At 67.8% G+C, this 13,564-nt stretch carries 12 protein-coding genes; 11 read left to right on the plus strand and 1 reads right to left on the minus strand.

Features of this window, described 5'->3' with window-relative positions; genetic code table 11:
- The 5 genes from IPK85_12400 to IPK85_12420 all read left to right on the plus strand — a co-directional run bounded on the left by IPK85_12400 (position 1) and on the right by IPK85_12420 (position 5,121).
- On the plus strand, positions 1 to 1,068 hold the full coding sequence (locus IPK85_12400) for a glycosyltransferase family 4 protein (protein MBK8248189.1): 1,068 nt from the start codon (positions 1 to 3) through the stop codon (positions 1,066 to 1,068).
- The gene (locus IPK85_12405) at positions 1,065 to 1,823 is read left to right on the plus strand and encodes a glycosyltransferase family 2 protein (protein ID MBK8248190.1); all 759 of its coding nucleotides are present in this window, start codon (positions 1,065 to 1,067) and stop codon (positions 1,821 to 1,823) included. Before IPK85_12400 ends, IPK85_12405 begins: the two co-directional genes overlap by 4 nt.
- A complete protein-coding gene (locus IPK85_12410) occupies positions 1,820 to 2,989 on the plus strand; it encodes a glycosyltransferase family 4 protein (protein MBK8248191.1) in 1,170 nt (389 codons plus the stop codon). Before IPK85_12405 ends, IPK85_12410 begins: the two co-directional genes overlap by 4 nt.
- Complete coding sequence (locus tag IPK85_12415) at positions 2,986 to 3,912, plus strand: lysophospholipid acyltransferase family protein (protein MBK8248192.1); 927 nt, start codon at positions 2,986 to 2,988, stop codon at positions 3,910 to 3,912. Before IPK85_12410 ends, IPK85_12415 begins: the two co-directional genes overlap by 4 nt.
- Positions 3,913 to 3,975: 63 nt before the next feature.
- Positions 3,976 to 5,121 carry an aminotransferase class V-fold PLP-dependent enzyme gene (locus tag IPK85_12420; GenBank protein ID MBK8248193.1) on the plus strand — a complete coding sequence of 382 codons (1,146 nt, stop codon included), beginning with the start codon at positions 3,976 to 3,978 and terminating at the stop codon, positions 5,119 to 5,121.
- A 19-nt stretch (positions 5,122 to 5,140) separates the two neighbouring features.
- Here the strand turns inward: IPK85_12420 and IPK85_12425 are convergent, their stop codons facing one another.
- Positions 5,141 to 6,409 carry a tyrosine--tRNA ligase gene (locus tag IPK85_12425; protein ID MBK8248194.1) on the minus strand — a complete coding sequence of 423 codons (1,269 nt, stop codon included), beginning with the start codon at positions 6,407 to 6,409 and terminating at the stop codon, positions 5,141 to 5,143.
- Positions 6,410 to 6,500: 91 nt separating this feature from the next.
- Here IPK85_12425 and IPK85_12430 point away from each other — a divergent pair, with 91 nt between their 5' ends.
- From IPK85_12430 to IPK85_12455, 6 genes are all read left to right on the plus strand, one after another.
- Positions 6,501 to 8,750 (plus strand): PBP1A family penicillin-binding protein, encoded by a 2,250-nt coding sequence (locus IPK85_12430; GenBank protein MBK8248195.1) that lies wholly within the window; start codon positions 6,501 to 6,503, stop codon positions 8,748 to 8,750.
- Complete coding sequence (locus IPK85_12435; GenBank protein MBK8248196.1) at positions 8,747 to 10,081, plus strand: amidohydrolase family protein; 1,335 nt, start codon at positions 8,747 to 8,749, stop codon at positions 10,079 to 10,081. Before IPK85_12430 ends, IPK85_12435 begins: the two co-directional genes overlap by 4 nt.
- 77 nt (positions 10,082 to 10,158) lie before the next feature.
- The gene (locus tag IPK85_12440) at positions 10,159 to 11,103 is read left to right on the plus strand and encodes a branched-chain amino acid transaminase (GenBank protein MBK8248197.1); all 945 of its coding nucleotides are present in this window, start codon (positions 10,159 to 10,161) and stop codon (positions 11,101 to 11,103) included.
- A gap of 181 nt (positions 11,104 to 11,284) precedes the next feature.
- On the plus strand, positions 11,285 to 11,866 hold the full coding sequence (locus tag IPK85_12445) for an HNH endonuclease (GenBank protein ID MBK8248198.1): 582 nt from the start codon (positions 11,285 to 11,287) through the stop codon (positions 11,864 to 11,866).
- Between the two features lie 83 nt (positions 11,867 to 11,949).
- Positions 11,950 to 12,726, plus strand: coding sequence for a VWA domain-containing protein (locus IPK85_12450; protein MBK8248199.1), 777 nt, complete (start codon positions 11,950 to 11,952; stop codon positions 12,724 to 12,726).
- Between the two features lie 43 nt (positions 12,727 to 12,769).
- Entirely contained in the window at positions 12,770 to 13,519 is a 750-nt protein-coding gene (locus IPK85_12455; GenBank protein ID MBK8248200.1) for a PspA/IM30 family protein, read from the plus strand.
- The last annotated feature ends 45 nt before the right edge of the window (positions 13,520 to 13,564 follow it).

Here is a 13,564-nt window from a genome sequence, read left to right on the forward strand (position 1 = left end):
ATGCGGCTCCTGTTCGTCCATGCGGCCGCAGGATGGTCCGGCCCCGCGCGCGTGTTCGCGACGGTTGCTCATGCGTTGGCGTCGCGCGGGCATGAGACGGCGGTCGCGGCCCCGGACGGGAGCGCGATGGCGCGCCTCGTGACGCGATCGGCCGCGCGGCCCTTCGCCCTGGACGCCGTGCGGCGCGCCCGCGCGGACGCGCTCCGCATCCGCGAAATCATCGAGGAACACCACAGCGACACGGTTTTCGTGCACGCAGAGGGGGAGCACTTCATGGTCGCGCATGCGCTCCGCAAGGTGGGTCGCGGGGCCCTGGTGCGACGCATCGGCGCGGGCGGGTCCCTTGAAGTCACGACACGCACCCTGCGCGCCGAGCGCTGGTGGCCCACGCGGTACCTCTCCACCAGCGAAGCTCCTCCGGCCGCGGCGACCCGGTCGGGGCTCCCGCCCGCCGTGCGTGTTGAACTGGGTGTCGAGGTGCCCGAGGAGGCGCCTCCGCCGGTGCGCGATCCCTACGCGGTCGTCGCCTGCATCGCCGCTAACGAGGCGATTCGTCGCGCGACTCAGGTGGTTCGCGCCGTGGCCATGCTCGCGCAGCGACACGACCAGCTCCGGCTGCGGGTGATCGGGTCCGCCGCCGCCGACCCTGACCTGCACGTGCTGGCGACCGCGCTGGGACTGGCGGGCCGCGTCGAGTGGTATCCGCAGGGATCGCGTGCCGTCGACGTGCTGGACGGGGTCAGTGCTGGATGGGTGGTGGCCGACGGCGACGATGCCGGGCTCGGCGTGTTGCACCTGATGGCGCACGGTATCGTCCCGTTGGCCGAGCGCACCCCGGTCACGGCGCGGTACCTCACCGATGGCATACACGGCGTGTTGCTGTCGAGCCTGCATCCGCCGACGATGGCGGCGGAGACCACGGTCCTGTTGGCCGATGCGCCGCGTCGCGCGACCATGGGGGGTGCCGGGCGCTCGCGCGTGGAGCGTGAGTTTCAGCTGCGGGAGATGTTGGCCGGCTTTGAAGGGGCGGCGCGCGCGTCCCGCGATGCTTCGCGCGTGCGCCCATGAACGCCCCCAAGGTCGCGGTGACGGTCGTGATGGCCGCGCGCAACGAAGCCGACGAGATCGCGGCGTGCATCCTCAGTGTGTCGTGGGCCGACGAGGTGCTCGTGGTGGAGAACGACTCGACCGATGCCACGGTCGAGTGCGCGCGACGCGCGGGGGCCACCGTTTTCAGCCACCCGTTTACCACGATTGGTGCGCAGCGCAACGTCGCCATCGCCCGCGCGCGCCACCCGTGGATCCTGGTGCTCGATGCGGACGAACGCGCCACGCCCGACGTGGGTGAGGCGGTGCGACAGGCCATCGCGCAGGATGGACCCAGCGCCTGGCGGGTTCGACGGCGCAACCTGTTCCTGGGCCGTGAGATTCGGCATGGCGGGTGGGAGAAGGATCGACCGGTACGTCTTTTTCGCCGTGAGCTGCGGTACGATGAGCGTCCGGTGCATGAACATGTGGTGGTGGATGGCCCGGTGAGCGACCTCCCGACGCCGTTGGTCCACGAACCCTACGCGACCCTCGGGGAGTACTTCGAGAAGTTGCAGCGCTACTCTGGGTGGTGGGCTGCCCAGCAGCACGCGCGCGGACGTCGCGCGCGTCTCGTGGACATCGTCGTGCGTCCCCCGCTGCGTTTCGTGACGATGTGGCTCGTGCGCCAGGGGTGGCGGGACGGCGCGCATGGGACCGTCCTTGCCGCGCTGGGGGCCGTCAGCGTGGCGGCCAAGTATGCGCAGCTTTGGGCCCTGGACCGCAGGGCGCGATGAGGCAGCACCTGTTCCTCACGCAGGACTACGCGCCCGACCTCGGGGGCATGGCCCGGCGCCACGTGGAGCTGTGTCGCCGGTTTCCCCACGGGTCCGTCCTGGTCTCCACCGTGGCGGCGCCGGAGGCGGCGCCGTTCGACGCGCAGGAGCCGTATGCGATCGCTCGCGAGCGCTTCCCCTTCGCGCAGGCGAAGGTGTTCACGAACCAGGTGCGGTGGGCAGCGCACCTCGTGCGCCTGCTCGATCGCGGCGTCGGTGTCGTGCACCTCGGTAACATCCGTCCGTGCGGGTATGCCGTGATGATGGCGCGTCGCATGCGAAACTTTCCGTATGTTGTCTATGTGAATGGCGGAGACCTGCTGCGGGAGGAGCGCAAGGTGGGCGAGCAGGGCATCAAGCGGTGGTCCGCGCGCGACATCCTCGGCCACGCGCGGGGGATCGTTGCCAATTCCGCCTGGACGGCTGACCTCGCGCGCCGCGTGATGCGCAGCAGCGGTGTGCGGGGGCTGCCCGAGGTGGCCGCGATTGACCTCGGGACCGATCCGGTGCACTTCCACCCCGCTCGGGACCAGGGGACGTTGCGTCGACAGCTGGGCATTGGCGGGGCGCCGCTGCTTGTCACCATTGCGCGATTGGTGCCGCACAAGGGGCAGGACACCGTGATCGATGCCCTGCCGCACCTCGATCCCGACGTCCACTACCTGGTGGTGGGTGGCGGTGAGTATCGCGCTGCGTTCGAGGCCCGCGCGGTGGCGCGCGGCGTCGCCGGACGTGTGCATTTTCTCGGTGCCGTCTCCGACGATCTGGTCGCGGAAGCGTATGCCACGGCGTCCGTGTATGTCGGGATGTCGCGGCTGGACCACGGCATCAATGTCGAGGGGTTCGGCATTTCCTTTGTAGAGGCGTCTGCCAGTGGCGTGCCCGTGGTGGCCGGGGACTCGGGCGGTGTCCGGTCCGCCGTGCGCGATGGGGAGACGGGGCTCGTGATCGCGCCGGACGATGCGACCCTGCTCGCCGCGACGATCCGCGGGCTGTTGTCCAACGACGCCCGCCGACGCGCGATGGGGGCGGCCGGACGCCAGGCGGCGGAAGCGCACTACAACTGGGATCGCGTCGCGCGCGAGACCCTGGCCTTTGTGGAACGCGTCACGACGGAGGAGCGGTGAAACCCCCGCGCCTGCGGCACCGACTGGAGTACGGTGCGTTGCGTGCGGTGACGGCCGCCCTGCGCCTGATGCCGCTCAACGTGGCGCGCCGTGTGGGGGCGTTCATCGGGCGGCTGGGATACCGCCCGTTAGGCATCCGGCGGACCACCGTGGAGCGCCAACTCGCCGCGGCATTTCCCGGCATGGCGCCGTCGGAGGTCGGGGCCATGGCCCGCGCTTCCTATGCGCACCTGGGGCGTCTGGCGATCGAGCTCGCGTTGCTCCCGCACCTCAAACAGGAGGGACTCCGTGCCCTGTTCGAGGAGGACGGCGACCTTGCCCTGATCCAGCGCCTGGCGGAAGGCGGGCGTGGCCTCGTCCTGTGCACCGGCCATGTAGGGAACTGGGAGCTCACGGGTGCCTACCTGGCGATGCATGGCCTCCCGTTGGACGCCGTCGTGCGTCGGATGGCCAATCCGCTGTTTGATGGGTTCCTGAACCGGACGCGTTCGCGGGTCGGGATGCACGTGATCTACGACAGCGACGCGGTGCGCCAGATCACGCGAGGGCTCAAGGAAGGACGTCACGCCGCCCTGGTGGCGGATCAAGGGGTGCTCGGCCTGGCGTCGTCGTTTGTCACCTTCTTCGGGCGCCCAGCCAAGACGCCACGCGGACCCGCCGTGTTCGCGCTCAAGTTCCACGCTCCCGTGGTGTTTTGCGCCGCGGTGCTGCAACCGTCGGGACGGTACCGATTCATGGCCGAGGAAATTCCCGTGATCACGACGGGAGATCGTGATGCGGACGTGGACGCCACCGTACAGCGGTTCACCAGCGCGCTCGAGCGTCTCGTCCGACGTTATCCCGAGCAGTATTTCTGGCATCATCGGCGCTGGAAGCGGCAGCCACCCGACACGCCGCCCGCTTTGCGGGACCCGGTGGCGTGACGCGGTGTGCGAGATGGCAGACGGCAACGGGCAGACAGCAGATCGCGAAGGGCAAACGACCCCATGACGACACTTGATGAAATTGTGGCGCGGGAATTCCCGCGGGTTCGCGAGGACACCATCTACCTCAACAGTGCCTCGACCGGGCCGTTGCCCGAGCGGGCGCGGCGCGTCGCCCGGGAGCAAGCCGATCGACGGGCCGAACCGTGGACCTATGGCGCGACCGAGCAGTTCGCGACCCTGGACCGGTCGCGCGCGCTCCTCGCGTCGATGATCGGGGCGTCGCCGGGGGAGATCGCCTTGATGGTGAATACCTCGTATGGGCTCAACCTCGCGGCGCGTTCGCTCCCCTTCGCGCGCGGTGACGTGGTGGTGGCGAGTGATCGCGACTTTCCCGCGAACGTCTACCCGTGGATGGCGATGGCGCGTGATGTCGGCGTCGACTTTCGCCTCGTGCCGTGTCGTGATCGGTTGTTCGACGAGGACGCGCTGCTCGCCGCCATCGAACAGCCAAGGGTCAAGGCGTTGGTGGTCTCCTGGGTGTCGTTTGAGAGCGGGATGCGGCTCGACCTGCATCGACTCGGTGCGGCGTGTCGCGCGCGCGGGGTGTACTTCGTGGTGGATGCCATCCAGGGGTTGGGGCCGTTGACGTTGGATGTGCGACAGACACCAATCGACATTCTCGCGTGCGGGACGCAGAAGTGGTTGCTCTCGCCCTGGGGGAGCGGATTCGTGTACGTGCGGGACGCACTCGTCCGGGAGCTGGAGCCGCGGCAGGTGAGCTGGATGAGCATGGAAGGGACGGACGACTTCACGCGGCTCCTCGACTATCGGTTCACCTACTGGCCCGACGCGCGTCGGTTCGAGATGGTGTCGCTGCCGTACCAGGATTTCGCGGTGATGAACGCCTCACTGGAGGTCCTGGCGGAGATCGGATATCACGAGGCCACGGCCCGCATCCGTGGCCTCACCGGGACCCTGATGGAGGGGGCGCGTGACGCCGGGTTGGAACTTGTGACCCCGCCGCACCCGGATCGGCGGGCCGGGATCGTGTCTGTCAAACCGCCTGATGCAGCTGCGACGTCCCGCCGCCTCGCGGACGTTGGGGTGATCCACTCCCTCCGCGAGGGCGCGATCCGCCTGTCGCCGCACGTCTTCACCCCACCCGCGCACATCGAACGCGCCGTGGAGGTGCTGCGCCAGGGGTGAGCGCGGCCGGAGGCCGGAGTCAGCTCGGCGGGAGCTCCCCGATCGCGACCTCGCGCCCGCCCTTGCGCACGACGAAGTAGCGGTCGTGGACCGCCTCATGACGCGGGACCACCAACTCCTCCGCGCCAAGCTTGCGCCCATTCACCGAGACTGCGCCCTGCTGGAGTTGGCGCCGGGCTTCGCCTCGCGACTTGGCCAGGCCGCATTCGGTCAGGGCGTCGAGCACGGACAAGCTGTCCCCTGCCGGCAGGAGCGCTCCGGGCAGTTCCGCGCGCAACATCTCCAGCACCGCCAACGGGAGCTCGCGGACGTCGGCCTTGCGGTCGAACACCACGCGAGAGGCCTCCCGCGCCGCGCGCGCCGCATCCGGGCCGTGGACTCGCGTCGTGACGTCGAGCGCGAGCGCCGCCTGGGCCTCGCGCTTGTCCGGCCGTTCCTCCACGGCCTGGTCGAGCGCCTCGACCTCCTCACGCGGCATCAGGGTGAACATGCGGAGGTACTCCCCGGCATTGCGGTCGTCCACGTTGATCCAGAACTGGAAGAACGCGTACGGCGAGGTGCGCGCTGGATCGAGCCAGACACTCGTGCCTTCGGCCGTCTTGCCGAACTTCTTGCCGTCGGCCGTCGTCACCAGCGGGAGGGTGACGCCGAATACCTCGTGTCCGGAGGACCGACGGATCAGTTCCGTCCCGGCCGTGATGTTGCCCCATTGGTCGGAGCCCCCCATCTGGAGCGTGACCCCGTCGCGGGCGTTGAGCTGCAGGAAATCGTACGCCTGCAACAGCATGTAGGAGAACTCGGTGTAGGAGATCCCCACCTCCATGCGCGATCGGACGCTGTCCTTCGCCAGCATGTAGTTCACGCTGAAGTGCTTGCCCACGTCGCGCAGGAAGTCCACCAGCGAGACGGACAGCAGCCAGTCGGCGTTGTTGCGCATGCGCGCCGCGGCCGGCCCGGTGAAGTCGAGGAAGTGCTCCAGCTGCTTCTGGATGGAGGACGCGTTCTGTGCGACCTGGTCGAGGGTGAGCAGGTTGCGCTCGGCGCTGCGACCGGAAGGGTCGCCGATCATTCCCGTGCCGCCGCCGACCAGTGCGATCGGGCGGTGACCCGCGCGCTGGAGGTGGACGAGCCCCATGACCTGTACCAGGTGGCCCACGTGAAGCGACGAGCCGGTGGGGTCGAACCCGACGTACCCGCTCACCGGTCCAGCCTGGAGCGCGGCATCGGCGCCCTCTGTGGCCTGGTGCAGGAGTCCCCGCCAGGTCAGTTCGTGTAAGAATGGCGTCATGGCAAGCAAAGTAAGGAACGGCGGTGCGGGCCGTCACGGGTGTGATCCGCGCCCGGAGCAAATGCCACCGTTCGGTGTTACCATTTCATCCATGCGCCAGCTGCTTCGCCGCTTCGTTTCGCGCCTGTCCAAACTCCGCGGTCCGGGGCGCCGCCGCGGGGGGGGCAGGCCGGGCTGGTTCCAGCGCCATCCTGTCGCGACCCGCCGTCTGGCGCTTGCAACGGTTTTCGGGGTCGGCGCCGGCCTGGGTGGTGTCTACGGTGGCTTCGCGCTGGTGTGCCGCGGTGGTCGATGCCCCTCCGTGGAGATCCTCGACAGTTACCAGCCCAGCCAGACGTCAAAGTTGTACGCGGTCGATGGGCGCTTTATTGCCGAGCTCGGCTTGGAGCGGCGGACCCTGGTCTCGTACGACGACATTCCGGCGGTGGTGCGGAATGCGTTTGTCAGCACCGAGGACAAGCGGTTTTTCAGTCACGGTGGGATCGACTTCTTGCGGATCCCCGGATCGGTTCTGGCCAACCTCCGTGCCGGCAGCTTTGCGGAGGGGTTCTCGACGATCACCATGCAGCTCGCCCGCAACGTCTTCCCGGACCAGATTTCGCGGGAGCGGTCGGTGTCGATGGGCAGTCTCGTGCGCAAGCTGCGTGAAGCGCGCGTCGCCCTGATGATCGAGGGGCGGTATCCAAAGGAGCGGATCCTCGAGCTGTACCTCAACCAGATCAACCTGGGATCTGGGGCGTTTGGCGTAGAGACGGCGTCGCAGCGGTATTTCGGCAAGTCAGTGCGCGATCTCACGTTGGCCGAGGCGGCAACGCTGGCCGCGATTCCCAAGGCACCGACGCGGTACAACCCGCGCCGGTACCCCGACCGGGCGATCATGCGGCGGAACACGATTATCGAGCTGATGCGGCGGCAGGGCGCGGTGGAGGACGAGGAGGCATCGTTAGCCAAGGCGTACCCGCTGCAGCTGGCTCAACGCACCGAGTCCGGCGATATCGCGCCCTACTTCGTGGAGTTTGTCCGGCAGCAGCTCGAGAAGAAGTTCGGGGCGCGGCTGTATGATGAGGGGCTGCGCGTCTTCACGACGCTGGACCTGGACATGCAGGCCGCCGCCGATCGGGCGTTGGAAACCCAGCTGCGAACGATTGAGGGCGGAAAGTACGGGAAGTTCCCGCACACCACGTTCGAGCAGCATCTGGCGCGGGGGACGACGGTGGGCGGGGACGCCGCGGAGTCGCCGTACCTCCAGGGCGCCTTTGTCGCCGTGGAGCCCCGGAGCGGCGCAGTGCGGGCCATGATTGGCGGCCGGGACTTCGATGATTCCAAGTTCAACCGGGCGTCGCAGGCCCTGCGGCAGCCGGGGTCTACGTTCAAGCCGGTGGTGTACGCCACGGCGATCATGCAAGGCAGGTCGCCCGCGACGATCTATGACGACGCGCCGATCGAGATGCCCCAAGTGGACGGGTCAATCTGGACGCCCGGGAACTACGACGGGACGTTTGGGGGCCCGCAAACAATGCGCTACGGGTTCGCGCAGTCGCGCAACCTCGTGGCGATCCGGGCCGGGATGGATGTCGGGGAGGCCGCGGTGATCGAGACGGCACGGGCCATGGGGCTCCGCACGGCGATTCCTCGCGTGCCGTCGATCTTCATTGGGTCCGCCGATGTCTTCCCCCTGCAAATGGTGGCGTCCTACTCCACCTTCGCGACGCTGGGGGCCTACGCAGAGCCTAATGCCATCCTGCGTGTCGAGAGCCCACGTGGCGAGGTGCTGTGGAAGCCGTCGGGCAAGTCGCAGGAGGTGATGAGTCCCGCGGAAGCGTGGTTGATGGTCGACATGTTGAAGGGCGTCGTCCAGCGGGGGACGGCCGCGGGGAGCGTGTGGGGAGCGGGCTTCCATGTGCCGTCGGGCGGCAAGACCGGTACGACGAACGATGGTGCGGACGTCTGGTACATCGGCTTCACCGCCGACCTGGTGGCCGGCGTCTGGATGGGCTTCGACAAGCCAAAGAAGATCATGGCGAATGCCCAGGGTGGGCGACTGGCTGCGCCCGCGTTTACGCAGTTCATGCTGGAGACCTATCGTCGCAAGCCGGCCCCGCCAGATTGGCCGCGACCCGAGCAGGTCGTCCTGGGGGACGCGTGCGGCCCGAACGGGGCATTCCAGGAGTACTTCCTCGCAGGAACGGAGGGCGCCGGGTGTTCGGGGGCGAATCCGTTCCTCATCGCCCCGCAGCGAGACACCGCGGTGGGGCGTCCTGCCGCGGCGCCAGCCACTGCGCCCAAAGCCGCCCCGAAGAAGGCGGAAACTGCGAACCCGTTCAAGATCCCCGGCACATGACACTGCGCGTGTATCACGCGCGCTGGGTGCTGCCGATCTCCGGCCCTGCCATCGCCGATGGCGCTGTCGCGGTGGAGGGCGCGAAGATCTCGTGGGTTGGCCGTGCGATCGACGCTCCCCCGGGCCTTCGGGTCGACCTTGGCGCCTCGATCCTGATGCCGGGGTTGGTGAACGTGCATGCCCATCTCGAACTCACCGCCATGCGGGGGTACCTCGAGGACCTCGATTTTCGACCGTGGATCTTGCGACTGACAAGGTCCCGTGAGCACGTCATGACCCCGGAGCGGCGCCGGGCCGCCGCGTGCGCCGGGATTGCTGAGGGGCTGCTCGCCGGGATTACCACCTACGCGGATGTGAGCGATAGCGGGGAGTCGCTGCCGGCGATGCGGGACATGGGGGTCCGGGGGGTGATGTTCCGCGAAGTGTTTGGCCCGCACCCCGTGCAGGCCGGCGAGGCGGTGGCCGGGCTGCGCTCCGAAGTCGAACGGTGGGGGGCGCAGGCCACGCCGCGGGTGTCCGTGGGTGTTTCACCCCACGCGCCATACACCGTCAGCGACGCGCTCTTCGCCGAGACGGCAGCTCTCGCCCGAGCGCTGGACGTTCCGCTGACGGTGCATATCGCCGAGAGCGAGGCCGAACAGGCACTGGTGGTGGAGGGCAACGGGGTATTTGCGGATGCCTGGCGCGCTCGCGGCATCGAGGTCGTGCCCCGCAGCTCCTCACCGATCGCCTTGCTCCAGGCGCTGGGCGTCCTGGAAACGCGGGCCCTCCTCGTACATGCGGTCCGCGCGTCCGCATCCGACCTGGAGCTCGTGCGAGCCTCGGGGGCGGGGATCGCCCACTGTCCGGCGTCGAACGCAAAGCTGGGGCACGGGACGGCGCCGCTCCTGGACATGATCGCGGCGGGCATTCCGGTTGGACTGGGGAGCGATTCGGTCGCGAGTAGCAACCGCATGGACCTGCTGGACGACGCGCGCCTCGCTGTGTTCCAGCAACGCGCGCTCACCGGGCGAGCGGCAGTGCCAACGGCGTCCGCGCTCCTGCACATGGTGACGCGAGGTGGCGCGGAGGCGTTAGGTCTGGCGGCGACCATCGGGACCCTGGAACCCGGGAAGGCAGCCGACCTTGTGTCCTTCGCCGCCGATCCCGTGCGGGACGGCCCTGGATTCCGCCCGGAAGACACCCTCGTGTTCGGGGCAGCCGGACGACGAGCGCAAATGGTGGCGGTCGACGGCGTCGAGTTGGTACGCGGAGGGGTGCTGGTCCGCGACATCCGCTCGGATCTTGCCGTGGTGGCCGACACGGGGCAGGCCCTCTCACGCCTGAACTGATACCTCTGGGGCACACCGGACCCCTCCATCCGCCGTGGCCGGGCCGCTAGACTTCCCTCCAGAGCTCTGGAGGCCGAATGGCGGACGCATCGTCTGGCAAGACGTCGAAGATCTGGCGGGACGGGGAACTCCTCAACTGGGAGGATGCCACCATCCACGTCATGTCGCACGTCGTGCACTACGGCTCCTCGGTCTTCGAGGGGGTCCGTTGTTACCAGACCCCGACGGGCGGCGCGGTTTTCCGGCTGCGCGAGCACATGAGACGGTTGGTTGAATCGGCAAAGATCTACCGGTTTCCCATGCGCTATTCCGTCGAGGACCTGATGCAGGCCACGGTGGATACCATCGCCGCGAACGGGCTCGAGGAGTGCTACATCCGACCCATCGTCGTGCGGACTGGTGAGCAGATGGGCTTCTACCCCGTCGGCGTCCCGGCCGAGGTCTTCATCATTTGCTGGAAGTGGGGCCACTACCTCGGGCACGACGCCTTGGCGAATGGCGTGGATGTGCGGGTGTCGAGCTGGCGTCGTGCGGCGCCGGACACCTTCCCGACCATGGCCAAGGCAGGGGGGAACTACCTCAATTCGCAGCTGTCCAAGGTGGAGGCCAAGCAGGACGACTACAGCGAGGGAATCATGCTGGACTCGTTCGGCTTTGTCTCGGAGGGGAGCGGCGAGAACCTGTTCATGGTCCGCGATGGGGTGCTGTACACGTCGCAAATGAGCAACGCGATCCTGCACGGGATCACACGGGACACGGTCATCACCCTCGCGCGCGACCTCGGGATGGAGGTGCGCGAGACGCAGCTTCCCCGCGAGTTCCTCTACCTGGCGGACGAAGTGTTTTTCTCGGGAACGGCCGCGGAGATCACGCCGGTGAAGTCGATCGACCGGCTCCCGGTGGGAGACGGCAAGCCCGGACCAGCGACGCTCGCGATCCAGCAGGCGTTCATGGGGATTGCCAAGGGGCAGGTGACAGATCGGTTCGGGTGGTTGACGCCGGTCCCGCGGGCGAGGTCTTGATTCAGGTGCAACCGCGCGACGTGATTCAGGGGAGGGTGGCCACCGCCCGGAGGAGTTCCGCGCCGGCACTGGTCGCCTGGAGGAGGAGTCGGGACAGTCGTCCCGTCGCCCGCCTGCTCCTGAACTCCCGTCTGCGCCGTCATGATGGGAGTTTTGTTTTTTCAGGGAGAGGAGGTTCCCGGTGGTCGTAGGCTGCCTCGCACTGAATGCGTCGTTCGAACCATTGACCATGGTTCCGCTCAAGCGCGCCCTGCGCCTGGTCATCGATGGCAAGGCCGAGATTGTCGAGGCCGAAACCGGTCGCGAGGTGCGGTCCGAGCGGTTGACGATGCCCCGGCCGGCGGTGATCCGCCTGACGAAGTTCATCCACGTGCCGCGCAAATTTCGGCGTCAGGTGACGAATACGTTCCTCTTTGCGCGCGACGAATACACCTGCCAGTACTGCGGGCGCACGGCCTTTGACCTCAAGCCGCGCGAGGCACTCACGCGTGACCACCTGATCCCCTTGTCGCGCGGCGGGTCGAACGAGTGGACCAACGTCGTCACGGCGTGTTCGTCCTGCAACACCCGGAAGTCGAACCGCATGCCGAACGAGATCGGCATGCATCCACTGCACGCCCCGGTCGAGCCGCACTTTGTGCACTTGAGCTGGGCCGTTCGCAAGCTGACGCCCACGCAGGTGCGCTACATCCGCATGTTCTACGGCGCAGAAACCCTGCGTCAGCTTGAGGGAATGGAGCGTCGGCCTCGGCAAGACGGCTGAGGTTCCGTATTCCCTGACGCGCCGGCCCCCCGCATGTTTGTGGGGGCCGGTGTGCGTCCGGTCCCGCCCCTCTCGCGCCCCCCATGAAAGTCCGGAATGCGTTGGTCTCCATCGCCGTTATTGTCTTCGTGTCGCTGTGCCGGTCCGAGGTCGAGCGGCGCGAGCTGGCGGACGAGGCACCGGCAGACACGGCGCGGTATCGGCCGCGCGTCCAGGAAGGCTTGGGGGCATCGGTGGCGATCCTGCTGGACAACTCCGGCTCCATGGAGGATGTCCCCGGCGACGACGCGGGCGCCCCGAAGTTCCGGATCGCGCGCGACGTGCTCGCCCGGGTGCTGGAACAAACCGAGGCCTTTGTGGCGCGGCAGGCGGGATTCCCGGTCAACGTTGGGCTGTACGTATTCAGCAGCGGGGTCGAACGGGCGCTGCCGATCGGGCCGTACGATCGCGAACAGCTCGCGAGTGCCCTCGCCACCCTGCCGCCGCCCGATGGGGCGACGGCCATCGGAGACGCCATGAACGTGGCGGTCGAGGACCTCTACGGCGCCGGGACCATCCGTAAGTACATCCTGGTGGTCACGGACGGCGAAAACACCGAAGGCCGCGACCCGGGAGCGGTGGCCCGCGAGATTGCCCGCCGGAGCGACGGTGCCGTGCGCCTGCTAATGGTGGCATTTGATGTCGGCGCCGAGAACTTCGGATTCGTCCAGGAGGTGCGCGGCACCCTGTTGGAGGCGCGCAACGCGGTTGCCCTGCAGGCGAGTCTCGACACACTGTACCGCGGACGCATTTTGGCAGAGGCGGTGGACGCCGGCGAAACCCTTGCACCGGCTGACACATTTCCCGTCAAACGACAGTAGTCAGGAAGCATCACCCATGGGCGTGGTTCCCACTTCAGACACGATGATCCTCGACAAATTCGCCACCGCCTTCAAGGCCGCCATCAACAAGCTCGCGAACTTCTTCTGGTCGCGGGATCCGATCGCGATCCTGCAACTGGAAGTGGATCAGGCGACGGCGCGCCTGCAGGAAGGGCGCGCGGGCCTGGAGCAGTATCGCGGGCTCGTCGAACGCGTGAACATGCAGGTGGCGTCGGGCAAGCAGAACGTCCAGCGGCTGGAGGGCCAGATCCGGGCGCACCTTCAGGCGGGGCACCGGGAGGTGGCCGCCCAGCTGGCGATCCAGTTGCAGCAGGTCAAGCAGGACCTCACGAACAATGAGGGCCAGCTTGGGATGCATAACGAGGCATACCAGAACCACCTGCTCAAGTTTCAGCAAGCCCAAAAGGACATCGTCACCCTGCGGCAGAAGGCGCAGCGGATGCACGCCGAGCTGCAGATGGCCAAGGCGGAGGCGGAGATCGCTCGCGTGGCCGAGGCGGTGTCGGAATCGATCGTACCGAACTTCAGCACGAAGATCGGGCAGGCCGAGGAGTTGGTGCAGGAGCAAATCGCCAAGCACCGCGGCGAAGCACGTGTGGCCGCCGACATGTCCTCGAAGGGCGTGACGGAGATCAAGGCCGCACAGGCGGCCGAAGCCGCGATGGGCGAAAATCTCTTGCGGCAGTTTGAGGTGGAGATGGGCTTGGTGAGTGCCGAGACCGCGCCGCAAGTCCAGGCGAGCAAGACCCTGGGTCCGCAAACGAACGGCTAGCGCCAAGCATCAACCCCAGTCAGCAGTCCCAAATCCCCAGCAACA

The organism is Gemmatimonadota bacterium, assembly GCA_016712265.1.
Lineage (GTDB): Bacteria > Gemmatimonadota > Gemmatimonadetes > Gemmatimonadales > Gemmatimonadaceae > RBC101.

Bases quoted from the DNA above. Each gene is read 5' to 3' on its own strand.
- IPK85_12400 (MBK8248189.1), top strand. From the start codon at position 1: ATGCGGCTCCTGTTCGTCCATGCGGCCGCAGGATGGTCCGGCCCCGCG.
- IPK85_12405 (MBK8248190.1), top strand. From the start codon at position 1,065: ATGAACGCCCCCAAGGTCGCGGTGACGGTCGTGATGGCCGCGCGCAAC.
- IPK85_12410 (MBK8248191.1), top strand. From the start codon at position 1,820: ATGAGGCAGCACCTGTTCCTCACGCAGGACTACGCGCCCGACCTCGGG.
- IPK85_12420 (MBK8248193.1), top strand. From the start codon at position 3,976: ATGACGACACTTGATGAAATTGTGGCGCGGGAATTCCCGCGGGTTCGC.
- IPK85_12425 (MBK8248194.1), bottom strand. From the start codon at position 6,409: ATGACGCCATTCTTACACGAACTGACCTGGCGGGGACTCCTGCACCAG.
- IPK85_12430 (MBK8248195.1), top strand. From the start codon at position 6,501: ATGCGCCAGCTGCTTCGCCGCTTCGTTTCGCGCCTGTCCAAACTCCGC.
- IPK85_12435 (MBK8248196.1), top strand. From the start codon at position 8,747: ATGACACTGCGCGTGTATCACGCGCGCTGGGTGCTGCCGATCTCCGGC.
- IPK85_12440 (MBK8248197.1), top strand. From the start codon at position 10,159: ATGGCGGACGCATCGTCTGGCAAGACGTCGAAGATCTGGCGGGACGGG.
- IPK85_12450 (MBK8248199.1), top strand. From the start codon at position 11,950: ATGAAAGTCCGGAATGCGTTGGTCTCCATCGCCGTTATTGTCTTCGTG.
- IPK85_12455 (MBK8248200.1), top strand. From the start codon at position 12,770: ATGATCCTCGACAAATTCGCCACCGCCTTCAAGGCCGCCATCAACAAG.